This is a genomic window from Bacillus sp. NEAU-CP5, from assembly GCF_026420705.1.
Taxonomy (GTDB): Bacteria; Bacillota; Bacilli; order Bacillales; family Bacillaceae; genus Bacillus; species Bacillus velezensis.
Genome location: NZ_JAPMOV010000002.1, coordinates 306,169 through 331,054 on the forward strand (window position 1 = coordinate 306,169; position 24,886 = coordinate 331,054).

The window sequence follows — 24,886 nt, forward strand, 5'->3', positions numbered from 1 at the left end:
AAAACAGAACAAACGTTCCCGGAGGTTTTTTTATGGCTGATATTCTTCTCGTTGATATGCAATCGTTTTATGCGTCTGTGGAAAAAGCGGAAGCGCCTCATCTCAAAAGCCGGCCCGTGATTGTCTCGGGAGATCCCGAAAGACGCAGCGGCGTCGTGCTTGCGGCTTGTCCGCTCGCCAAACGATACGGCGTAAAAAATGCCGAACGGCTGTGGGAAGCGCAGGCCAAATGTCCCGACGCCGTTATTGTCCGTCCGCGGATGCAGCGGTATATTGATGTATCCGTCATGATTACCGAACTGTTTGAACGGTATACCGATCTTGTAGAACCCTACTCCATCGATGAGCAGTTTCTCGACGTGACCGGAAGCAGGCGGCTGTTCGGTGATCCTTTTACAATTGCCGAAAGCATTCAGCAAGCGATTATGCGTGAATTCGGAATTTATGCCCGTGTCGGCATCGGGCCGAATAAGGCGCTCGCGAAAATGGCTTGCGACCATTTTGCCAAAAAAAACGCATCCGGCATCCACAGATTGGATATGTCAAATATCAGGCAGGATCTGTGGCCGCTGCCGGTCGGAAAATTATTCGGCATCGGAAAACGGATGGAGCATCATTTAAGACGGATGGGCATCAGCACAATCGGCGGGCTTGCCGGGCACCCCGCCGAATTGCTGAAAAAACGCTGGGGCATTAACGGCGAATTGCTTCAGCGGACAGCCCGCGGCATCGATCCCTCTCCGGTCACCGTCAACACGCACAGCCGGCAAAAAGCGATCGGCCATAACATGACCCTCCCGAGAGACTACAGCCGCTTTGAGGATATTAAAGTCGTGCTGCTGGAGTTAAGCGAAGAAGTGGCCCGCCGCGCCCGTTTCAAACAATACATCGGCCATACGGTTTCGGTCAGCATCAGAGGCGCTGATTTTGAATTCCCTTCAGGTTTTCACAGACAGAGAAAGCTGATCTCTCCGACTAATTTCGGAATGGATATTTTTAAAGCGGCGGTCAAGCTCTTCAAAGAGCATTGGAACGGTGAGCCCGTCCGCAGCGCCGGCGTCTCCCTTTCCCAGCTGGAGCCTTGTGATTATGTTCAGCTGAGCCTGTTCGATGCCCAGGAAAAAAAGATCAGTCTCGGCAAAGTATTGGATGATATTCATGAGCGGTACGGCCCTGCGTCGCTCCTCCATGCCGCTTCACTGACAGAGGCCGGCCAAGCCTTTCACCGGGCTGAAAAAATCGGCGGGCACTACAAATAATTTGAGGTGATATACATGAATCCGAACAAATTAACACCCGGGTATAATGTCATGTGGGAATCAAGCCGGATGATGCTGCCCGAACATCGGGAGCAGCTGCTTGCAAAAAAACGAAAAGAACGGGAATTCCGGCCTCCGGAACTGAGCGAAGAGCAACTGAACGACATGAACCGCATCATTGCGGCGTCGATTGAAGAAGACAGGGCCATCTCGGTCACCTATGCTTCAGCACACGGCCCCCGCCGCTTTTGGGGATGGGTAAAACAAGTGAGGCATGACGAAAAACGTTTAAAAATCATAAACGATGAAGATGTGTTAACGCTGCCGTTTCATCGTATTCTCTCAGCTGAATCGGAATAAAAATCCTACCCCGGCCTGACAGAAAATATGATAGAAGAGTGGGAGGATCACATGATATTTAGTAGAATAAAGATGAATGACAAGAATAGGAGAATATATGATGGATCAATTTATAGAAAAAATGCTGGGACAAGCCCTCCGCCAGTATGGACGGAATGTGTCGACAGATCCGCTGAGCCCCTATGAAAAACAGAGTTTAAAAAAAGCTTTAGAAGAAAGAAGGAATGAAGAACCCGATGAGGATCTTCATGCCCATGTAGAAGATATTATCTACGATTACGTCACCAATCAGGGGCAGTTTTCCTGACACGGACGTTTATGCACCGGGCGATAAGGGAAACGTCCGAGAGTAAACCCTAAAGATTGCGTGGTGCAGGATATGCCTATCGGGCCTTATTTCAGGATCGGCTATGCCGTTCTTCTGTTATTTCTCATCATTTATCTCGGAACATTAATAGACTTTTTGTTCCAGCCTGTTGTGATTACGGTTAAAACCTTGTTTCCGCCTATTGTATTATCGGGCGTCCTTTACTATTTGTGCCGCCCGCTCGTCAGACTGCTGCATGCGAAATTAAAGCTGCCCGAAGGAATCGCGATTTTAACGATTTATGCGGGAACAGCCGGCCTTTTTGTCCTCTTCCTTTATACGGCGGGCCCTGCCGTTCAAAAACAGTTTACAGCCTTCACAGATCATATTCCGGAGCTTTCCGCAAAAGCTGAAAATTGGATCGGGCATCTTCAGGACAGCAAATGGTTTTCCCGGCTTCAGCATGGGGATTCCTTTAAAAAATTAGCGGACAAAGCCGCAAATTATTCCGGTTCAATCGCTGATTCTCTCAGCAGCCTGGCCGGTACGGCTGCCAATGCCGCCATCACCACCGCCATTATTCCGTTTGCGCTGTATTACATGTTAAAAGAAGGAAACAAAGCCCCCCGGCGACTGCTGCGGCTTCTTCCGGAAAAACATCAAAAAGAAGGAAAACAAATCCTTCAGGACATGGATGAAGCTCTCAGTTCATACATACAAGGACAGCTGCTCGTCAGTTTTTGTGTCGGCGTTCTCGTCACAATCGGCTATTTTATAATCGGGCTCGATTATCCGCTCGTTCTGGGCGCGTTCGCCATGGTGACAAACCTGATTCCGTTTATCGGGCCTTGGATCGGCACATTTCCCGGAGTCATTGTCGGATTGTTCGATTCACCGACCGAGGCGGTGCTGGTGATTACGGTCGTCGTCATTGTCCAGCAGCTTGAAAGCCAGCTGATTTCCCCGCAAATTATGGGACGGAAGCTGGACATTCACCCGCTGACCATTATTTTTCTTCTGCTTGCCGCCGGCAAATTCTCAGGAATTGCCGGGATGCTGCTGGCCATTCCGGGATATGCGGCCGCAAAAGTGGTCATAAGCCACATGCAGAAACTATTCATTCTCAGAAAAAAACAGGGCTAGGAGAGAAATGATTCATCCCCCATGTCTTCACATCGGTCAAAATGAAAAAACGGCGGGCTGAAGAAGCCCGCCGCACACGGAGGTAAAAAAGATGAACATCGGTGATGTCATTTTTCAATTGATTTCATTTATTGCAGCCGCGGTTTTCCTGTTTGCCGTGATATACGTATTCAGAAGCTTGAAGCAGCGCCGCATACAATTGGACAGAATCGAAAAGAAACTCGACGCGCTGCGCGAAGAAAAAAACGAAAAGTTATAGTTCATTCAGAAGCAGAAGCAACGAGCTCCACTTTTATCCGATCCGGATCCTCCGTGTATACGGCGTAATGCGTGCTTCCGCCTGCATATGGATGGCGGTCCCTGTAAAGCACGGGGCATCCTCTGGCAAGCAGCTTTTCTGTCATCTCGTCAACCTGCTCTCTTGATGCAGCATGAAAAGCCAGATGGTTCAGCCCGACCCGGCATCTGTGGTACTCCGGTGTTAAAAAACGCTCCTCTGTCTGTACAAGCACAACATAAAATCCTGCGTTTTTCCAGCTGATGCCGGAGTCCCAATTTTGAAATTCCCTATAACCGAGCTCACCTAAAAACCATCCCCAAAACCGGGCGGAGGCTTTCAAGTCAGATACATACAATTCAATATGATGCATCATAATATTCGCTTCCTCCTCACATCACACCCGCCTTACCAGCACCTCTTCAACTTTATGACCGTCACCTTTTCTCAAAATCAAATCCGATCTGAATTTTGTCGGCAGGATATTTTCATACAGATTCGGCCGGTTGACGCTCTCCCAAATGGAGGCGGCCATGGTATCCGCTTCTGCATCAGACAAATCCTTAAATTTATGAAAATAAGAAGCCGGATCCTGAAAAGCGGTTTCTCTTAAGAGGCGGAAACGCTCCAAATACCACGTGAAAATCCGGCTTTCTTCGGCATCCACATAGATCGAAAAATCAAAGAAATCGGATACAAAAATCCGCGGATCTTCCCTGTCGTCCTCTAAGGTCGGCGACTGCAGGACATTGATTCCTTCGATAATAACGATATCCGCACCTTCGACAACCTCGACGGCGCCCTCTTCCCTGTCATAGGTAAGATGGGAATATACGGGCGCCTCCACTCTCTCTTTCCCTGACTTTATATCGTTCAGAAATTCAAGCAGCGCTTTCACGTCGTAGCTTTCCGGGAATCCCTTTCTGGACAGAAGGTTTTTCCTTTTTAATTCCGCTGTCGGATACAAAAAACCGTCGGTTGTCACCAGGCTCACCTTCGGCCTGTCCGGCAGACGGGAAAGAAGCTTTTGCAAAATTCTCGCCGTCGTGCTTTTGCCGACGGCGACGCTGCCCGCGATTCCGATGATAAACGGGATTTTCGCTGAATGCGGATGCTTCAGAAACACATTGACATGCTGATTCCGTCTTGCGGCAGACGTGACATGAAGATGGAGCAGGCGCACAAGCGGAATGTAAATCGTTTCTACTTCTTCCACCGACAGGTAGTCATTCAGCCCTTCTACGGCCTTGGCTTCTTCCTCTGAAACGGCAATGGAAAGATGGCCGCCGAATCCGGCCCACGACTCGCGGCTATGCTGCGTATACAATGTATGTAAGTTCAATTCTTTACTTTTCACAATTCACACCAATCTCTCTGTATGGCTTTCCGATAAAAAAACAAACGCTTACAAAGATTGTAACGGAAAACCGCTTCACTGTCTGCCCATTTTTTTCAAAAATGAGGAACCGATCCGGCTGTACTCTTCCATTTCCTCCTCCGGAACCATGCTTCCGCCGGTGCTCCACACAAGGTGCACGGCATTTTCCATCTCAAGCCCCCGTTCTTTTATATAACGGTTTCCGGCTTCGGTCTGAACGACCTTGACGGCTCCGGCCAGTCCGGCGAGTGCAGAGGGTTCAAGGCTCTTATTCTCGGCCGCCCTTAATTGATAAAGCAGCGAAAAAAGCGTGCCGTCATCGGCGGTATAACAGCCGCTGAGTATAGGTTCCATCAGAGGGCCGGCCAGTCCGGACGGCCTTCCCACCGCGAGTCCGTCGGCGGCCGTTTGATTATCAAGACCGATATCCTGCACGCTGATTCCGTCATGCAAGCCGGAAAACAGTCCTAACAGCATACACGGTGAATGCGTCGGCTCACCGAAAAAAATATGGACATGCTCGCCATAGATCAGCTTTAGCGCAAGCGCGACGCCGCCCGGGCCTCCTCCGACCCCGCACGGCAAATAAACGAAAAGCGGTTCATCTGCATCAGGCTTTATGTTCATTTGATCGAGCTGCTTTTTCACACGGCTTCCCGCAACGGCATACCCCAAAAACAGATCCCGGGAATGCTCATCATCAATAAAATAACAATAAGGGTCCTGCTTCGCCTGCATGCGCCCCTCTTTGACAGCCAGACTGTAGTCTGCTTCATATTCGATGACGCGAACCCCCTTTTCCCGGAGCAGCTCCTTTTTCCACTGCTTTGCGTCACTGGACATATGAACGGTCACACAAAAGCCGAGCTTCGCGCCGATTATGCCGATACTCAGACCTAAATTGCCCGTAGAGCCGACAGCTATAGAGTATTTTGAGAAAAAAGCGGTAAACCGTTCTTCAGTCAATATGCTGTAATCGTCGTCTGCTGAGAGCATTCCCGCTTTTACCGCGAGGTCTTCGGCATGCTTCAGCACTTCATAAATCCCGCCGCGCGCTTTAATAGAACCGGAAATCGGAAGTTCGTCGTCGCATTTCAAAAGCAAACGCCCGGGGAAAGCCTGAGCGGCGCTGTGTTCCAGATGCTTCTTCATTTCATTAATCAAGACAAGCGGAGATTCAATGAGGCCTCCCTCCGCTCCCGTCTCCGGAAAAGCCGACGCGATATAAGGCGCAAACCGGCGCAGCCTTTCTTCCGCTTCGGCAATCTCCTTTTTCCATTCAGCGCCATGCTTTACTGGATCATCGGTTTTATGCGGATTGATCCAAAATACCTCACGCGCCTCCGCCATTTGCCCGACTAAAGGCTCTGCCATCAATGCCTTGTGTATATCCCGATCGGACATTCCTTTTTCCCCCTTGTTACTTTTTCTTTAATGCGCGGCCGGCCAGTTTTTCTGTAAACGATGGGAAAAGCTGATACAGCTTCGTCCCGAGGCTCATCCATCGCGGAAGATTCATTTCCCGTTTATCCGTCAGAATCACGGATGTAATGCGCTCTGCCACATGGTCGGCATCAAGCATCCATCTGCCGACGCTTTTCACATAACCGCCCTCTTTATCTGCAATTGTAAAGAAGTCTGTTTTGATCGGACCGGGATTAACCGTTGTCACGGCTACACCCGTACCGGCCAGCTCAAGCCGCAGCGCGTTGGAATACCCTAACACGGCGTGCTTCGTTGCGGAATAAAGGCTTGATTTCGGCGTCGCCAATTTGCCGGCCTGTGAGGCGATATTGATAATATGGCCGCTTTTCGCATGAAGCATCACAGGAAGACAGGCCTTCGTACAGGCGATTAATCCGAAGACGTTGACTTCAAACATTGCCTTCATATCATCCAAAGATGAATCAGCGGCCGTTTCAAAAATGCCGAAGCCGGCGTTGTTGATTAATACGTCTACATGACCGATCAAACGCCTTACGTTTTCAGCCTCTTCTGCATGCCGGACGTCAAACGGGATGACATCACACTGTCCGCCGCGCGCGGTAATCGTCTTTTTCACTTCCTGCAAGCGGTCCTCCCGCCTGGCGGATAAAAAAACATGAGCCCCTTCTGCCGCGCAGGAATATGCAAGCCGTTCTCCGAGTCCGCCGGATGCTCCGGTGATCCAAATCCGCTTATCCGTTAATCTGCCCATTTCCTTCACCCCTTCACAGCTTTAAACTTCAGAGTGTTCCCCGACTGAAAGGATACAACCTTCCCTTCGGCGGCCAGCACGTCAAGATGGCCGATCGTTTCTGACATCGTTAAAAACAATTCATTTTCATACACAGCCGGAAACAGCCGCCGGCATACCTGGAAAGCCGTCAGCGTTTCCTCTGACAACAGGCGCAGCACATATTCCGACCGGTTTCTCTGTTTTTCAAGCCGCCTGTCAAAAGCAGGCTTTACGTCTGTCAGCAGATCGCCGTGTCCCGGATATAAAAAGGACGGGTTTACGTCATACAGCCGCTTCATTGAGTTCAAGTAGTCGAGCATCGGGGCCGCGCGCACGCTCCCCTTTTCCGGAGCTTCCAGAATCGGATTGGTGGAGCTGTTGGACAAAAGCAGATCGCCGCTGAACATTTCACCGCTTTTTTCATGGTAGAGCGCAATGTGAGAAGCGGCATGACCCGGGATTTCGAGCACCGTCCAGCCGTTAAGCCCGTCGATTTTTCCGCCTTCCCTCACTGTTTTCGTTAACGGACGGTTTGCAGAAAATAAGTATGACAGCTTAACTGTTTTATGTATGTCTTCAGGCGTCAGGGGAACGTCCATTTCAGTCATAAGCGATAGAAAAAAGTCCTCCTGCCGGGCGATATACGACTGATCCTGAGTAATGTATCTGTCATTCAGCGGATGCCCGATCACTTCCGTATCCTCAGGAAAAAGGTGCAGCAGACCTGAATGATCTGCGTGATGATGAGTGAGCACCACCTGTTCTATATCCGCCGCAGAAACCCCGTGTTCCTTAAGCTGCAATGAGAGCGATTCAGCCGCTTCCTTTGTATTCGGGCCGCAATCAATAAGGGTTAAGGCTTCATCTTTTACTAAATAAACGATAACGTCGCCGACTGCAAACGGAGTCGGCACACGTATCGGAATGATCTTTCTCGCTGCCATGTTTACGCTCCTTCGTTCTTTTCATTCCTGAATAATCATATTTTAGCGTTTTCTTTTCACTGTGTCATTATTGCCGCATATCGGAAAAAAAGATTGACATCCCGCTCTTGCGCATAGCATAATGAACAACAAACTAGAAAACACGGAACGCGATGACGAGGAACTAGTATATAAACAACGGCAGCAGAGAGCAATGTCCCCGGCTGAAAGACATTGCGGCCCTCTTGTTTACAGAACCTGCCCTCAGAGCGGTTAGGAAAACCTAAACGTATCCCCTCGTTACGGGATTTGAGCTGAGCACGGCTGATTCGTGCTAATGTAAGGTGGTACCGCGAAACCTTTTCGTCCTTTTTGACGGGAAGGTTTTTTTGTGTTTTGAAAAGAAGGAGGAATTATATGAAGAAAATCGGTTTTATCGGGGCCGGATCAATGGCGGAAGCAATGGTGAACGGACTGCTGCAAAGCGGAATGACAGCCCCCGGACATATATATATGACAAACCGGTCAAATGACAGCCGGCTTGAAGAGCTCCAAAAAACGTACGGAGTGAAACCGTGCCGGGATAAAGAAGAGTTTTTCAGCAACACCGACATTATCGTTCTCGCCTTTAAACCGAAAGATGCGGCAGAAAGCATTGAGAACATTCGCGAATACGTGAAAGATCAGCTTGTGATTTCTGTCATCGCAGGGCTGACGATTCACACGATTCAGCAATATTTCGGCAGAAAGCTCACCATCATCCGGGCGATGCCGAATACATCCGCGGCCATTCAGCAATCGGCGACCGGTTTTTCCGCAAGCTCCGAGGCGAGTGAAGCTGAAATCCGGACGGCAAAAGAGCTTCTGGAAACAATCGGAGAAGCGACGCGCTTTGAAGAAAAACACCTTGACGCCGTCACAGCCATTGCCGGAAGCGGTCCCGCCTATGTGTACCGGTATGTCGAAGCAATGGAAAAAGCCGCCCTTCAAGCCGGCCTGCCGGAAGAATCGGCAAAAGAGCTGATTTTACAAACCATGGCCGGGGCGACGGAAATGCTCAGAACAAGCAGCAAACGGCCTGAACGCCTGCGCAAGGAAATCACAAGCCCGGGCGGCACGACTGAAGCAGGCCTTCGCGCATTAGACGAGCGCCGCTTTGAAGAAGCCATCATGCACTGCATCGCAGAAACCGCAGCCCGGAGCGCCGAAATTAAAGAACAATTCGCAAGCCCCGTTCTGCAAAAGACGGACCAGTGATAAAGCATGGGGCTTCCCATGCTTTTTTCATTCTGTTTAACTGCCGTATAAGCGGCTGATTCTCTCTTTTACTTCAGGAAGATGGAATGTGGCTTCGTGCATGTTCACCTCTTCCTCAACCGCTTTTGTCAGCTCTCTTTTGATCCGTGCGGTCACATTGGTTTTCAGCGCAACCAGTGAGGCTCTCGGTTTATCCGCCAGCAGCCGGGCTAATTCGCGGCCTCTTTGAAGGGCGTCTTTTTTCGGCAGCACTTCAAACGGAACTCCCCGTTTTTCCAGAGCGGCGCCGCTGAAGTTCGCGGCCGTAAACAGCATTTCTTCCCCGAGGACAATTCCCAGCTTTTCAGGCACAATATACGTCGCGCCCATTCCCGGTGTAAATCCGTACTTCATATAATTACAAGAATAAAAACTCTCTCTGCTTAAAATCACGAAATCCGAGCTCAGACCGATCGTAAAGCCGGCTCCGATCGCATGCCCCTGCATGACGGAAATCACGGGAATCCTGCAATCCAATAAAAGACTGTGAAGCTTTAAATCTGTAAATTGGAGCTTTCCGCTCTGAATGGTCAAAAGCCCCTCCTGCGTTCCTCCCGTGCAGAAATAATTTCCGTAACCCGTCAGAAGGACGGTTTTATAGGACGGATGGGCATTGATGTCTTGGAATACCCGGTGCAGCTCTCTGACAAACTCTTCTGACAGCCCGTTTTTCCCGGCCGTATCCTGCATTGTGACCTGCACAATGCCCGGTTCTGTTTCCTGTACATCAATCATTGGATTCATGTTTATTCTCCGTTTCTTTAAAAATACTCAAGCCTTGCCGGCTCTGAGTGTTTCTGATATTAAGTCGTCCATTCATACTTTCTGTGAAACTCTTTTATTTCAGTCAGCACCAATCGCGTTTTTCCTTGATGCGCATTCGGGATGTCTGCTGCGGGCGCGGCATTTCTTGTGCCGAATTTTACGATGCCGCTGTCTTGGAGCAGCCGGTCATAATCAGCCATCGATAAACGGACGCGTTCATCCAAATGCCGGCTGATCTGAAATTGATTCTGCCGCGTACGGCTTTGCGGCATAACGACACCGCTGTAAAATTCAGAGCAGCAGCCCGAACCGTATGAAAAACAGCCGACGCGTTTCGGCGTTTCAAAAGAGCCGTTATCAATCGTGCTGGCAAGAGATAAAAATACGGTGGCTCCCATGATGTTGCCGACGCGCTGACAGTATTGAATCCCAGGCAGCACGCGTTGCTGAAAATCCGCTTCAATGTCTTGCGGCTTAGCCTTTGCCAATTTTCTCATCATCGTCCGATGCGCTCCTTTTACCATTCCGCCAAACGGAGTATGAAAAGAAAGGTATTGAAATGTATTCTTATAATCCGCCCCGCTCACACGCTTTCCGTATTCCTGAAATGATTTTTCACAGCAGTCCAAATAAGACATGAGCGACAGATCAGCATCCCCCGCTTCACTATCCGGAATCGGGCGGCAGGTATCCATGACTTCATACCCGTAATACCCGCTTGCGCCTTGATCAAGCAAAAAGACATGAGGGGTGCTGCTGACTAAAAGCGCCACAGCTCCCGCCCCCGCACTCGGTTCGGCATAGGACCATTCCTCCGTCAACGCGTCACCGCCTTCAGCCACTAAAAAGCGGGAAATATCCGTTCCGATGATGAGCGCTTTCGCTCCCGGCGATGTTTGCGATAAGATAAAATTCACGCCCATTTGAAACCCGGCCGTTAAAGAATAGCAAGCCTGTTTCACCTCAAATAACCGGCAATTCCGCTTCAGCTGCAAATAATCATGGACGTATGTACTGATGGATTTGCCAAAATCAATCCCGGATTCCGTACAGGTGATGACCATTTCAATCTGATTCCGTTCCTCTTCTGACAGAGAGTCGATAATCGGTTTTGCGGCATTTACGGCGAACGTAATCGGATCTTCAAACGGAAGCGCCACCACTTTTTCTTTCATCAGCAGGTTCTCAAACCTTTTTTTATCCAAGTTCCGATGTTCCGCAAGCTCCATGACGTCTACATACGCGGTTCCGCCAAACACGTTCATTGCTTCGATTCCTACATTCATTTCTCCAAGCCCCCAGAGTAAAGAGGATTCATGTGGAAGCCTCTTTTATTTTTCCGTTCAAAACTCAACAAGCAGCCTGTCAACGCCGTGAAATACAGGGCTCGGAACCAGATTCGGCTCTTGATCCTCAGTAAAACGCCATGCGGGCATCTGTTCAAAAAAGTGGGAAAGCGCGATTTTCGCTTCAAGCCGGGCCAGCGGCGCTCCTAAACAATAATGGCTGCCCTGACCGAATGACAGATGCTGATTCGGCTTTCGTCCCAAGTCAATCTGATCGGCATTTTCAAACTTCTTTTCATCTCTGTTCGCCGATCCAATCCACGCATACACTTTTTCTCCGGCCGGAATCGTTTTTCCGCCAATCTCGCTCTCAACCGCGGTGTAGCGGGTTACCCGCTGAATGGAAGGTCTGAGGCGGATGACTTCCTCAATAAAGTCAGGAAGGAGCGCCTTATTTTCAAGCAGCCTGGGCAGAATGTGCGGGAACTCCTTGAGACTGAGAAATGAATTTCCGATCACATTTTCCGTCGTTACGTGCCCCGCGACAATCAACAAGCCGCAAAAACCGATTAATTGCTTGTCTGACAGCGGCTCTCCGTCTAAATCAGCTGAAATTAAATGGCTGATTAAATCATTTTGCGGCTGTTTTCTCCGCTGTAAAATAAACTGCATGAAGTATCCGATCATCTGCTTTTGCACTTCATTCATTTTCTTTTCATCTTTTACATTCTGGCTTTGGTCGACCCAGCTTTTAAAGATATCTCTGTCTTTCGGAGGGAATCCTAGAAGCTCTGCGATCACGATAATCGGAAGCGGAAATGCGTAATCTTCAATAATGTCCATCCTGCCTTTTGAACGGACGGCCCGAAGCAGGTCATCAGCGATAGCGGCTATGCGCGGTGCAAGAGTCTCAACCGATTTCGGCATGAACGGCTGATTGACCAATTTTCTGAAGACGGTGTGTTCAGGCGGGTCCATTTTCAAAAGGCTGTCTTTGTTAATATGCCGAATCATTTTTTCCTGTTTGTCCGCACTTAAGTATTTATGATCGGAAGAAAAATGACTGTAGTCAGAAATCACCCGCTTCACTTCATCATAGTTGAAGATTTCCCAGCAATCTTCCTTTTCATTGTAATGAACGGGAGAGGTTTCTCTCATCGTTTGGTACCACTTGTACGGCTGCTGCTGTCTGATTTTTGTTAAACTGGTCATTTTCATTCCTCCAAGATGTGATCAAGATTTGAAATGACCCGCCGAAGCTTACGAGTAAACCCGGCGGGCGGATATGTGAATTTACGGTCTTGTTTTGGCGGGCTGCTTCAGCATCTCACCATGCACATTCAGTATCTTTTCCTGCAGCTGCAGGAAGCTGTGTTCTGTCATTCCGTCTGCCGAATATAAAACGCCGCAAAATTCAGAAATCGTTTCGGCTGCGCTGTCTTCAGCCAATAACGTCATATGGTTGGATACCGCCACATCCATGATGGCGATGTTTGTCATATGCTCTTCCCACTGGCTCCAATAGTTGACAAAATCAGCGGATAAAATATCAGCCCTGATTGTAAAATACGGATCAAGCTCACCCAAGAAAATACCGTTTTTATTTCGGAAATAATAGCATGTCACCCCGTTCGGATCCGGAAGCGGCAGGAGTTCGTAATCAGTGATTTCGTAAGCGTCCTGAACATTTATATTCTGCCTGATCAGATTTTTCACCAACGCGTCCGTCTTCGTTAACCCCCGCTGTTTGGCTTTTGCTATTAATTGCTCTAAAAATATGTCTTCATGAAGATCGGCATTCAGTTCATCACGATGAATCAAGGTTTCAGATATGCGTTCCGGATGTTGATAGATCGGTGCAAATAAAGCCATGTTCACCGTCTGCAGCATCATATTTTTATCAAATAATTCATCAGGAATGTTTATTTCCCTCGCACCCGCTGAGTCAAAGGAGTCGAGCATGACGATTGACTCAACGGTTTCTCCAGCCAGCTGCAATTGCCGTGTGACTTCATAAGCGAGCATGCCCCCTAATGAATAGCCGCCTACATCGTAAGGACCCCGGGGCTGCACGGTACGTATGAGCTTAACGTAATACTCGGCCATGTTTTTAATACCGCGGATCGGTTCCCGTTCTGTCATCCATCCTCTTGCCTGAATTCCGTAAAAAGGACGCCCGGTCCGTTCGGCAACGGGCTGGTACAGCTCCACTGCCCCCAGCGCGGAATGAAACCAGAAAATCGGTCTTCCCTTTCCACCCGGGTTAAGACAGATCAGCTCGGGCGGTTCTTGATCATCTGCCTCTTCTGATATATCGTTTTGTTTCGTATGTTCCCCATGTACTTCCTCAGTGTCTTTTTGGACAGAACCGGTCAGATACCCGGCTAATGTTGCGATTGTCGGATATTCATAGACCAGATTTGCCGTAATAGACGCTTGATAGGCTTTATTAATGGACTGAACCCATTCCACACCGATAATAGAATCCAGCCCCATATCAATGAATGCCTCATGCTCATCAATATCTTCCGGCTTCAGAAACAGGATGTCCGCAAGGCTTTCTTTGAGCTCTTTGCGCAAAGTGCCGTCAGAGATGCCGGCAAGGGGAGTTTCTGCTTCCGGGATTTGCGGACGTACCGCTGTTTCCTCCGCTTCAGCATACTCGGGTTTCTTTATTTGCCCCGCTATATATTCCGCAAGCTCCTTAAGCGTCGGGTGTTCATACACCTTATTGGCAGTAATCTCAGTGTGGTGCGTTTTATTTACTGTTTGTATCCATTCAACCCCGATAATGGAGTCAAGCCCCATGTCGATGAAAGGCTCATCAGCATCAATATCTTCCGGTGACAAAAATAAAATATCTGCCAGGCTTATCCTCAATTCTTCAAGCAATGTTCTATTGTCTTCGAAAACGGCTTTTTCTGGCTGCTGGACAGAAACAGTACCATCCAAAGGCTGTAACACGATCGGTTTTTGCAATATCTCCGGTTCAAACGCTCTCATTTCGATCTCAGTTAAAGGAGTCAGAGAAAGCAGCCCTTCATGTTCAGGCTGCGGCGAAGACGGGAGAACGGTTTGCGTTTCAGACTTTTTCATGGCTTGACCTGGTAAAGAACTGTTTACATCAGCCGCCCAATACCTTTCTTTTAAAAACGGGTAGGCAGGAAGCGGCGTTTTATAATATTGCCCTCCGTCAAAAAGCCGTGTAAAAGGAAGATCATACCCTCTGCAAAAAAGGTCAGCGATATGTGCCAGGCTTTCTCTGTACTGTGCGGGCGAAGCCGCCGAGCGGCACTGTTCAATGCATTCCATTCCGAATGTTTTCATTCCGGCTTCTTCTGCCGGCTTCTGATCCTTCAAATTGGACACAAACACACCCGGAAGCTCTCTTTTTACAAGCCACTCCGATAATACCCGCTTCAGTTCGTCCGCACTGCTTACGATACAGGCAAACCGGTGATGTAGATGCTTTCTGCCGAGCAGGAGCGTATAACTTATATTTCCCAGATCGCTGTCTTTGTTCTTGCTGAGTGAATCCAGCAGGCGTTCTGCCTGAATTTCCAGCTGACGCTCCGTCCGCGCAGATAAAGGAATGAGGCAGGCCGGTTTTGCCGGTGACCGGCGCACAGTTTGCGGCGCCTCTTCAATCACAAGATGGGCATTTGTTCCGCTGAATCCGAATGAACTGATGGCGGCTCTGCGCGGTGCATTCGGATTCCGTTCCCACGGTATCAGCTTTTCATTCACAAAAAACGGGCTGTCCGCAAATTGAATATGCTGATTGGCTTGGTGAAAATGGAGGGAAGCCGGAATCTGCTGATGCTTCAGCGACAGCAGGATTTTAAACAGTCCGGCCATCCCCGCGGCCGCAGCGGCATGTCCGAGATTGGTTTTTACAGAGCCGATGGCGCAATATCCTTTTTTATCCGTATAGCGGCGGAAAGCGCGCGTTAAGGCGCCAAATTCGATCGGGTCGCCCAGTGCAGTGCCCGTTCCGTGAGCTTCCACCATTTGAATGGTTTCCGGATCAATGTGAAAAGTATCATAGACATGCCGTTCCAATCGTTCTTGAGAAAGCGCGCTTGGTGCGGTGATTCCGTTTGTAGCGCCGTCCTGATTCATTGCAGAGCCTTTTATGACGCCGTACACATGGTCTCCGTCACTAACGGCGTCGCTAAGACGTTTCAGCACCACCGCTCCCACGCCTTCCCCCGGAACGAACCCGTCCGCGCTTTGATCAAACGTATGGCAGCGTCCGGTCGGTGACAGCATATTCGCCTTATTTGACGACTGATAAAAAGCGGGAGTGGATTGAATGAAAACCCCGCCCGCCACCGCCATTTCCGTTTCTTTCGTCCAGAGCCCCTGACATGCCAAATGAATGGCTGTCAGCGAACTGGAACATGCCGTATCAACAGTGATCGCCGGACCTTGTAAATTAAGGTGATAGGCGATCCTTGCCGGAGTGACGGAATTATGATTGCCCCAAAAAGCTTGCGCGGGCCCCTGCTGTTTAAAAATGGCCTGGTAATCTCCGCCGCAGGAGCCGGCATACACGCCGCATTCCCGGCCTCTTACCGAGTCTCCCGCATATCCCGCATCTTCAAGCGCTTTCCAAGATTCTTCCAAAAACAGCCTCTGCTGAGGGTCCATATAGGTCGCTTCACGTCCCGATATATGAAAGAAAACGGGGTCAAAACATTCAATGTCCTCTATAAAACTGCCATACTGGCATTGGCTGTCAGAGACATCCCATCTGTCTGCTTTTTTAATCAGATCCCGTCCGGCGGCTAAGTGTTCCCAAAACTCATGGACATTCTCCGATTCAGCAAACCGCCCGCTCATCCCGATAATCGCGATCGGTTCTTTTTCAGGTAACACAGCTGCTGATTTTACTGTATCGGCCGGATCCTTTTGTTCGGGGCGGTACGTCATTTGATACGGCTCAGAAACGCTGATGACGATTTTCCCGATATTTCCGCGGTCATCCAGACAGTGATACGCTTCTTTTATGTCTTCAAAGGAAAAGATTTTTGAGATGACAGGCTGAATGACGCCCTCTTCCGCCAGCCGCTGCAGTTCCAATTGATAATCCTTGACCTGATCCGGATTTTGAAGGGACAGCTTCCGCAAATCCACGCTGTGAAACGATTGATTGTTATGAAGGACGGACAAGTCGACTGATTTAGCGGATTTCAGCGCAGTCATGGCAATTTCGATATATCTTCCGCCCGGCGCCAGGCAATTCATTCCTTTTTGCATGGCATCACCGGCCAGGGTATTAATGACAACATCCACCCCACGGCCGCCGGTCATTCGCATGATTTCCGTTTCAAAATCTTCTTCTAAATAGCAAATGGTATTGTGGACCCCGAGCGAATGCAAATACTCAATTTTTTTCTGTGATCCGGCCGTTGCATATATTTCCGCGCCGATATGCCGGGCCATTTGCACCGCGATCAGCCCCGTTCCTCCCGTCGCGGTCTGAATTAATATTTTTTCGCCTTTTTTAAGTCCGGCTTTCCGGAAGGCGTCTATCATTGTCACCGCCACGGTGGGAAGAGCGCATGCTTCTTCAAAGGTCAGCCGGGCCGGTTTATGATAGACTTGATGTTCTTTACATGTGATGAGATTCGCCTGAGATCCAAATTCCTCTCCCATGCCGACAATCACTTCATCACCTGGAATGACAGATGTTACATGCCTCCCTGTCTTGATCACGACGCCGCTTGCTTCAAATCCCGGAGTGAACGGATAAGGCGGCATCGTCGGGTACAGCCCTCTGACACAAAGCAAGTCTCCGAAGTTTAAAGAAAAGGCGCGGACGGCTATTTGAACTTCGTCATCTTTTGTCTCGGGCACTTCACTGCGGGCGATCGTCAGATCTTCAATGCCGCCCGGACGGTCAATCACAACCCGGAACATTCCCGAGTCATCGGACTTTGCGAAAGAAGGCGGCATACGTTCTTGTTTCGGTTTCTGATAACCGTTTTCCTTTCTTTCCGTCTGCAGAGGTTTTTCAGCAGGCCGTTCTTCCTGAAGCGCCGGGCGGATTTTCGCTCTTTCGGTCTCCAGAGAAGAGGCTATGATGGTTTCGTATTCTTCCGAGATATAACCGGTCAGCAGTTTCACATGATAGTAATCAAATAAAATCGTTGTCTGCAGTGTAAGATTCAAACGCTTATTAATCTCGTTAATCACATTGACGGCCAAAATGGAATCAATGCCGTATTCAGAGAAATTCAGTTCTTCCTGAATATCCTCTTCTTTCATTTTTAATACATCGGCAATACTTGTTTTGATGACTGAGCGGACATGGGAAGCGACCGATTCCCCATCAGCCTTAACAGCTTGATGCTCCTCTGGCGCGCGGCTGCGGGGAACAGGCTGTGCGGGCTTTCGGAAAACTTCGGCCGGGGCGGCGTATGGCTTTCTGCCGTCTCTGATCCCTTGCATCCGGACGAGTCCGTCACTCTCAGCTGCGATAATCTGCTGACCTAAATCATGAGCCGTTTCAGCAGGGAAACAAACCGCTCTGTATCCTTCCGAATGCAGCACACGCTCCCACGATTTTGGATATAAGCCGGGACTTCCCGGAATCCGAAGCTCAGCATCCTCATAGGACCACCAGCCGTCAAGCAGCCCGAAGGTTAAATGGGTAAAAACAGAACGATCGCTGATTTCGTTTATCAGAATCATCCCGTTGTATTTCAGAAGCGCTTTCAGACGGCGCAGTGTCAAACCGATATTTTTAGTGGCGTGAAGCACATTGGCGGCGATGACAATATCGTAAACACCCGTTTTGATATTTTGTGATTCGCAAGGCTCCTCCGCATTAAACAAGGCCGTTGTCAAATACGGCACATCAGGTCCGTATTCCTGTTCGGCATGCATTAAAAAAGCTTTAGAAACGTCCGTATAACAATATTCCGCAATCTGTTTTGCAAATGGTTGCAGTTTTGTAAACAACATGGCGCTCGTTCCGCCCGTCCCGGCCCCTACTTCTATCAGCCTGATGCGGGCATCGGGGTGTTCTGTAAGATAGGCTTTCAAGTAAGCGGCCGCGGAACCTGCTAACACTTCATTAAAATAATCCGCGACAGGATTATGCTTATAAACACCTTCAACGAGCCGCATTGATGAATCGGGAAATACGATATCCGTAGCCGGACGTTCTCCTTTTAAAATGGAAGGCATCGCTTTTATCGTCGCCTCAGCCAATTCAGCTTGCGCAAGCTCCCCATTGGGAAGCAGGCGTTTATGGGCATTCCACTCATTCCAGACTGTGCGGCCGTCCGGACGCTGATCCGTGAGGAGGGTGATCGTGTATCCGTCATACGCGATATATCCGTTTTCTTTTAATAGATTCAGGCTTTCTTCCAGCCATCTGCCGTATGTGCCGATCACGCCGGCGCTCCGCATGGATGCTGCAGCTGTAGTGACAGGCTCGCTGAAAAACCCGATTGACTGTAATTGGTAAAAGAGCAGTTTGCAAAGAAGGCTGTTCATATGCGCAACTCCATTTCTCGTTTTAAAGTCTCAAGCCGTTCATTCCGATCCGGATTTTGCCGCTTGACGCTTTCCATAAATGAAGGCTTCGGGCCGGATACAACCGATATTGCATCTTGATCCGTCAGCGCGGCTAAGCCGTGCGGAGCAGCTTTGATGAATGCCGCTTGGCTGAACGGTTCTGATAGTAAGACTTCCAGCGCCTCCATTGCTTCATCGGGTTCAATAGAACCGATCCCTGACGCCTCCATCCGTTTTCTGTAAGACGGGTCTGATACAACGCCCAGACTGCCCCAATATCCCCAATTCATGACTTTCACTTCACAATCAAGCAAGGAAGCGATATGGCGGGCAAAGGCGTCTTGAAATGTACACCCTGCCGCATAGTTGCTTTGCCCGGCATTTTTTGTGAAAGAATTAACGGATGAGAAAAACAGCACAAAATCAAGCGGTTCTCCCTTAAAAGCTTCGATCATTCGGACGCTCGTATTCACCTTAGCTGAAAAAGCGTTTCTGAAAGAAGCTTCATCCATATTCGCCATACTTTTGTCGGCAAGCGTTATCGCGGAATGGATGACTCCCGTTATATTGCCGTATTGCTCTCTTACGGAACGGACGGCAGCCTTAAGCGCTGCGGCATCTTGAGCATCAGCCTGTATATAATGCGGCGCGGGGCCTGATAGCGCCAGCCTGTCTATTTTGCTCTGAATCTCCTGATCCTTCGGCCGCCTGCCGATCCATATCATCCGTGCCTTGTAACGGGTGATCATGTATTTGCTCCATGCTTCTCCGATGCCGCCCGCTCCGCCGATGACAGCATAAACGCCGCCTTCTCTGTACGACATACGCGGAGCGGAACTTGTCAGCACCCGGACTGTTTTTTGCTTGTGCCAAGCTCCGTTACGGTACGCGGCAGCATTTCCGTCCGGATCTGGAGGGAGGCGCCAGATGTCTTTCATTTCAGACGAATCACTGTCTTCTTCTGCATCAATCAGCCTGATGTCCCAGTTCGGATATTCTTTTGCCAATGAACCGATCAAACCGTGTACACCTGCATGCTCAGGCTGCGGCAGATCACCCGGATACACGGACTGTGTCTGCCGGGTGACCGCCGTAAAGCTGATGTTTCGGTTTCCATACCCGAGTGACAGCAGCGCTTTGATGAAACGGAAACATTGGATCACCCCATTCTCCTGCTCATCAAGCATTTCCTGACTGACGGATGCGGGTGCGAAACGATCCGGCGCAATCCATAAGAAATGGCGGATATCCTGATATCCGGCTGTCAATTCACGTAATGTTTGCTCGCTTGAATGCTCCGGCGTCTCCGCCAGATGGGCGCGGGGCCACATTTTTGCCGCAGCCTTTATGGTATTTCCCGGCTTTCCGATGATCAGCAATTGTTCCTGATCAACCGCTCGATTTTCTTCCAGGGAAAAGAAAGTTTTGTCCCAAACAGGGGCAAGCATCGCCGTCTGTACTTCCTGCCGTTTGCTTTCGGTTTGGTTTGTCTGCCGGACAGCCCGGCAGGAAAATCCTGTTAATCTCATACAAACAGCGCCGTTTTCATCACATAAATCAATATCCAGCGTCAGCGCTCCGTTATCTGACCGATCGCTCTGTTTGCGGACAAGCGCCCACATCTTTTTCTGAGTCGGCTGAAATATTTCTGCCTGCCTCAGGGAAAACGGCAGCATCGGAGTGCCTCCGGCAGTATCTGAACCGGCACCCAGTGACGCCTGAAACGCGGCATCTAAAAGACTCGGGTGGATGACAAACTGATCGGCGGTACTGTCTGCCGATTCCGGCAGCGACAGCCGGGCTGCAGCGCCCCTCTCTCCGATCATCAGCTGATCAATTCCTTGATGGCTCGGCCCGTATATCATACCCGCATGCCGGAAAGCCTGATAAACCTCATCAGACGTCATAACCGATTGGCTGCAGCCGGACAGCCAGCCCTCTAAGTGAACTGACGGAACCGCTGCTATCTCTCCTGATACCGCGGTGCCTTTACTGTATAAAATCCGTTCTCCCCCGGGTTCTTCCGATAGGCTGTAAATCGTAAATTCAATGTCTTCATTTTCCTTAAGGATAAGGCTGATATGGACTTCTACATCCGTCCCCTTATGAACGACAGGCCTCATCCATATGAGATCTTTCAAATACAGTCCTTTACGTCCGTCCGGCACAGCGCATGCGGCACGCTCAACGGCCGCCCTGGCCATTTCGATCACGGCGGCTCCCGGGAGCACCTTCTCCCCATTGACTGTGTGGTCAGTGAAAAAGAATTCCCGTCCGGTAAAAACGGATGTGAATTTCAGCTCCCACAGATCGGATGTGTTTTCATGAAGCAGCGGATGGATCACCGTTTTGCCGTCATCCCTTTTTGAAACCGCCTCGGCTTCATCTTGAATCCAGCATCTGACCTTTGCAAACGGATAGGCGGGAAGGCTGATTCTCCGGGGTTTTTGTCCCGAATATAACAAGTTCCAGTCCACATCGACTCCCTGCACCCACATGTTCAGCAAATGACCGTACTTTCTCTTTTTCAGCCATTTGACCATGGCTTCCTGCAAATCTTCATCAGATTCAAACACAGCCACTGTCTCATGATTTCGCTTCGCCCGCCCCCTGTAAAGATGCGGTGCGTTTTCATTTTCCAAGTACGATCTGAGCTTGTCCTCCAGCTCCTTAAGGGAGTCCGCAATGAGAGCCAGCCGCTCATCCATCGCTTCCCGCCCCGCTTGTAAAGTGTACGCGACATCAAATAAGTCCGGCTTATCCGTATGCTTCTTTTGAAGAAAAGCAAGAAGGCGCTCCGCATATTCTGTCAGACGCTCCCCATTTTTCGCAGACAGCAGAATGACAGCCGGCTCTTGGCTGCTGATTGCTTGTTTGACAGGAGCCTCATATTCTTCAATAATGATATGCGCGTTAGAACCGCCCGCACCAAAGCTGCTGATCCCCGCCCTGAGCGGCTGTTCTTCTCCGTCTGCAGCAATCCGTTTCCAATCTGTTAATTCCCGGCAGACGGAAAACGGCCCTTCGTCAAATTGGATATTCGGATTTAAAACATCCGCATGCAAAGATGGGGCGATTTGTTTGTGCTTCATCTGCAGCAGCACTTTTGTGACAGCGGCGATGCCTGCTGCTGATTCCCCATGACCGATATTTGATTTGACAGACCCGATGAGACATGTTTCAGGAACATCACCGAATGCATCGGTTAAAGCCCGGATTTCAATCGGATCGCCTAATTTTGTCCCTGTCCCGTGCGCTTCCACATAGCTGATCTGGCCCGGAGATACCCCCGCTTCCTGTAAAGCTTGAGAAATGACTTCGCTCTGCGCCTTGGGGTTCGGTACGGTGTAACCGCTCGCTCTCCCGCCGTGATTAATGGCAGCTCCTTTAATGACGCCGTAAATCCGATCTCCGTCTTGTACGGCGTCTTCTAATCGCTTAAGAAGCAGCACCCCGACACCTTCTGCCGGAATATAGCCGTCACCCCCGGCGCCGAAACTCCCGCAGTGTCCTTTAGATGAGATGAACTGCCCCTGGCTCAGCATGAAGTACTTGTTAGGATGAACGGTGAGATTCACTCCGCCGGCAAGCGCCGCGCGAATCCGATGATCCCGCAGATCCCGGCACGCCATGTACAATGAAGTCAGAGAACCCGAACACATCGTATCGACCGAAATGCTCGGCCCTTGAAAATCACAAAAATAGGAGACACGGTTAGCAATGGATGAAATCCCGCCGGGGAGCCCGATATGCCGTCCTTTCACTCCCGCTTCAGCCGCGAATAGCGGGTATTCCTGATACATGACACCGGCATACACACCTACCTGACGGCCCAGTTCAGGTGATGTCCTCGTATATCCCGCATCCTCCATCGCCATCCACGCATGCATTAAAAACAGCCGTTCCTGAGGATCAAGGTGTTCCGCTTCACGGGGGGAAATCTTAAAGAACTCAGGATCAAAATCGGCGATCCCGTCAATGAATCCGCCCCATTTGCTGTAGATCGCTCCCGGCGCCGTACGGTCCTCGGAAAAGTAATGTTCCCATTTCCAGCGGTCTTTCGGAATTTCGGTAATACAATCCTTTCCTTGTTTGAGATTTTCCCAAAACGCATTGATATCATCGGCCTGCGGATACTTGCCGGAAATTCCGACAATGGCAATATCCAGCGGGTTTCCTTTCGTTTTCTGACGGCTTTGATTCCCGGACGGGGCAAAAGACGCATTTTCAAGCCGATTTGGCTGAAGCACTTCTTTCACAGACGCGTTTTTCAATTCCGCCAGCTGTTCTCCGGTATGGCTGAGGACTGCGGCGTCAAATGAGAGAAATCCATCTTTTTTATGTTTGATTGTATTCACCACATAGACAGTATCAGACATGACAGGTCCGTAAAGCGTCAGCCTCTCAATCATGAGCGGGACGTGAATCCGCTTTTTCAGCTGCAACTCTTCTTCACCGAGCGACATATAACAAGAATTCAATATAAGCGGGTCAAATGCAAAGTGATGCAGATCGCCTTTCTCTTTTTTCCCTGATAAGTCCAGCTGCAATAAAAAGGAGCTCTCACTCATTTTGTATCCCGCCGTTACCGTTTTCAGCATCGGGCCTATCGTGAAGCCGGCAACCGAATCGTACAGACGGGAAATAACATCCGGCGCTACCTTTTGTGCATGCGCCTTCATTTGTTCAACGTCATATGATTTTTTTACGGGTGCCTCTGTATATCTGATTATTTCTCCTTCAGCACACGTCTTCCGGCTTTCTTTACCGGAGACAGAGCAGCTTGCGGTAAAGCGTTCGGCACTCTTTTCTGCCGCAAATGAAATGTCAATATGTGCGGCCTCTCCCGTCTCCAGCGTGACGGGCCCGCCCGTAAAACGGATATCTTTCAGCTCGGCGGGATACGTGTCGGAATGAGACGTTCCGGATGTTTCAAGCACCAGACACGGATACACTACACCCATCAGTGCCGGTTTGCCGAAAACCAGATGATCCTGAAGGAATGCTTCATGTTCATAGAAAGTAAATGTCTGACTGCCTGATTGCGTTTCAGAGACCGGTGCTGCATTCGCGACAAGGCCGGAAGATTCATCTGTTCCTTTTGTTTTTATGTCTTCAAGCAGCTCGGATATACTGCTGCATTCAAATAAAAGAGTCGGATTCAGCCGCAGATCAAACGCCTCTTCGATGTCTTTAATAATGGCCAGAAGCTGTGACGATTCAAGACCTAATTCAAAAAACACGGTGTGCGCATCATTTCTTGTGACAGGACGGCCTACGTATGTTGAGAAAATGCGGTATAAGGTTTCCTCCATCTGCTGAATGCCTGGTGTCAGCTGCCGATCTGTCCGCACCTTTTTGGCTGTCAGGCCGAGCAGTGAAGCAATATGCGCACCGCTGGGGTTGTAAAAGTCAATATCCATTTTCACCATTTCAGACGGCGTGCCGGACTTTTTCGAAATCACCGCGTAACAGCGCTCCGTAACGGTTTCAGCGGCAATAAACGAATCATAATAAATCGGTAAAAACAAACCGGCGCCTGCAGCTGTCTGCAATACGCCGGAGGCCATGGCGGCACCGTCCATCAGCGCGGGGTGAAAGAGAGCGCCGGGGAGATTATCCTGGCATGAATCAGACTGCCGAATATCAAGGAAACATTCCTCTTCATTTGCATAGATCTCTCCCTCCGGCTTCATCAGCCCGTCATGCGACAGTCCGCGGCTTCTCGCGTCTTCGTAAACCGTATGCAAAGAGACTGATGGAAGTGCGGCTTGTTGTTTTTTCTCCCCTGCGTCAAGGCGCCTATCTGATGAGAAAACCCCTTCATGCACCTCCGCTGATAAGAAAACCGTCCCGGAATCCGCCCCGCAAATCGAGGCAGTCCAGAACTCCTTTTCTTTACTGAATATGACACTCACATCAAGCCGCTCTGACCGTTTCACTGATAAAGGATGATAAATGGTCACCCGTTTCAGACAGATGGAACGGAATGAAAGATCAAGGCTTTGCTTTGCCAGCTGATACAGCATATCAATATAGGCCAGACCAGGCATGACAGATTCGCCGTGAACAAGATGGTTTTTCATAATGGGATGTTCTGCCGTCAGGCGCAGATTCACTGTTTTTTTCATGGTTAGTCCCCTT

Annotated in this window: 16 protein-coding genes; 6 read left to right on the forward strand and 10 right to left on the reverse strand. The window is 49.7% G+C overall.

Going from position 1 to position 24,886, the window contains the following annotated elements; genetic code table 11:
• Nucleotides 1-32: 32 nt before the first annotated feature.
• From OTK50_RS06815 to OTK50_RS06835, 5 genes are all read left to right on the forward strand, one after another.
• The gene (locus tag OTK50_RS06815) at nucleotides 33-1,259 is read left to right on the forward strand and encodes a DNA polymerase IV (RefSeq protein WP_239033980.1); all 1,227 of its coding nucleotides are present in this window, start codon (nucleotides 33-35) and stop codon (nucleotides 1,257-1,259) included.
• Between the two features lie 15 nt (nucleotides 1,260-1,274).
• Complete coding sequence (locus OTK50_RS06820; RefSeq protein ID WP_101669875.1) at nucleotides 1,275-1,619, forward strand: YolD-like family protein; 345 nt, start codon at nucleotides 1,275-1,277, stop codon at nucleotides 1,617-1,619.
• A 100-nt stretch (nucleotides 1,620-1,719) separates the two neighbouring features.
• Nucleotides 1,720-1,926 (forward strand): YqzH family protein, encoded by a 207-nt coding sequence (locus tag OTK50_RS06825; protein ID WP_003153294.1) that lies wholly within the window; start codon nucleotides 1,720-1,722, stop codon nucleotides 1,924-1,926.
• A 72-nt stretch (nucleotides 1,927-1,998) separates the two neighbouring features.
• Nucleotides 1,999-3,069, forward strand: coding sequence for an AI-2E family transporter (locus OTK50_RS06830; RefSeq protein WP_239033979.1), 1,071 nt, complete (start codon nucleotides 1,999-2,001; stop codon nucleotides 3,067-3,069).
• A 91-nt stretch (nucleotides 3,070-3,160) separates the two neighbouring features.
• On the forward strand, nucleotides 3,161-3,328 hold the full coding sequence (locus tag OTK50_RS06835; protein ID WP_007612383.1) for a DUF4083 family protein: 168 nt from the start codon (nucleotides 3,161-3,163) through the stop codon (nucleotides 3,326-3,328).
• A 1-nt stretch (nucleotide 3,329) separates the two neighbouring features.
• Here the strand turns inward: OTK50_RS06835 and OTK50_RS06840 are convergent, their stop codons facing one another.
• From OTK50_RS06840 to OTK50_RS06860, 5 genes are all read right to left on the reverse strand, one after another.
• On the reverse strand, nucleotides 3,330-3,719 hold the full coding sequence (locus tag OTK50_RS06840) for a VOC family protein (RefSeq protein ID WP_029326115.1): 390 nt from the start codon (nucleotides 3,717-3,719) through the stop codon (nucleotides 3,330-3,332).
• Nucleotides 3,720-3,743: 24 nt separating this feature from the next.
• Nucleotides 3,744-4,703, reverse strand: a complete 960-nt coding sequence (coaA, locus tag OTK50_RS06845; protein WP_003153290.1) for a type I pantothenate kinase — start codon at nucleotides 4,701-4,703, stop codon at nucleotides 3,744-3,746.
• 75 nt (nucleotides 4,704-4,778) lie between these two features.
• A complete protein-coding gene (gene dsdA / locus OTK50_RS06850; protein WP_266121845.1) occupies nucleotides 4,779-6,128 on the reverse strand; it encodes a D-serine ammonia-lyase in 1,350 nt (449 codons plus the stop codon).
• A 16-nt stretch (nucleotides 6,129-6,144) separates the two neighbouring features.
• Nucleotides 6,145-6,921: an SDR family NAD(P)-dependent oxidoreductase gene (locus OTK50_RS06855; protein ID WP_017418085.1), complete on the reverse strand. Its 777-nt coding sequence runs from the start codon at nucleotides 6,919-6,921 to the stop codon at nucleotides 6,145-6,147.
• Between the two features lie 5 nt (nucleotides 6,922-6,926).
• Nucleotides 6,927-7,886, reverse strand: coding sequence for an MBL fold metallo-hydrolase (locus OTK50_RS06860; RefSeq protein WP_130570832.1), 960 nt, complete (start codon nucleotides 7,884-7,886; stop codon nucleotides 6,927-6,929).
• A 396-nt stretch (nucleotides 7,887-8,282) separates the two neighbouring features.
• Between OTK50_RS06860 and proC the strand changes: the two genes are divergently transcribed.
• On the forward strand, nucleotides 8,283-9,122 hold the full coding sequence (gene proC / locus OTK50_RS06865; protein ID WP_130570831.1) for a pyrroline-5-carboxylate reductase: 840 nt from the start codon (nucleotides 8,283-8,285) through the stop codon (nucleotides 9,120-9,122).
• Nucleotides 9,123-9,158: 36 nt separating this feature from the next.
• On the opposite strand, the gene OTK50_RS06870 is transcribed toward proC, so the two are convergent.
• From OTK50_RS06870 to OTK50_RS06890, 5 genes are all read right to left on the reverse strand, one after another.
• On the reverse strand, nucleotides 9,159-9,905 hold the full coding sequence (locus OTK50_RS06870; protein WP_014305356.1) for a polyketide synthase: 747 nt from the start codon (nucleotides 9,903-9,905) through the stop codon (nucleotides 9,159-9,161).
• Nucleotides 9,906-9,964: 59 nt separating this feature from the next.
• The gene (locus OTK50_RS06875; protein WP_044802111.1) at nucleotides 9,965-11,212 is read right to left on the reverse strand and encodes a hydroxymethylglutaryl-CoA synthase family protein; all 1,248 of its coding nucleotides are present in this window, start codon (nucleotides 11,210-11,212) and stop codon (nucleotides 9,965-9,967) included.
• A 57-nt stretch (nucleotides 11,213-11,269) separates the two neighbouring features.
• Nucleotides 11,270-12,424: a cytochrome P450 gene (locus tag OTK50_RS06880; protein WP_130570830.1), complete on the reverse strand. Its 1,155-nt coding sequence runs from the start codon at nucleotides 12,422-12,424 to the stop codon at nucleotides 11,270-11,272.
• 81 nt (nucleotides 12,425-12,505) lie between these two features.
• On the reverse strand, nucleotides 12,506-18,721 hold the full coding sequence (locus OTK50_RS06885) for a beta-ketoacyl synthase N-terminal-like domain-containing protein (RefSeq protein WP_266121846.1): 6,216 nt from the start codon (nucleotides 18,719-18,721) through the stop codon (nucleotides 12,506-12,508).
• Nucleotides 18,718-24,873 (reverse strand): type I polyketide synthase, encoded by a 6,156-nt coding sequence (locus OTK50_RS06890; RefSeq protein ID WP_266121847.1) that lies wholly within the window; start codon nucleotides 24,871-24,873, stop codon nucleotides 18,718-18,720. Before OTK50_RS06890 ends, OTK50_RS06885 begins: the two co-directional genes overlap by 4 nt.
• Between the last annotated feature and the right edge of the window lie 13 nt (nucleotides 24,874-24,886).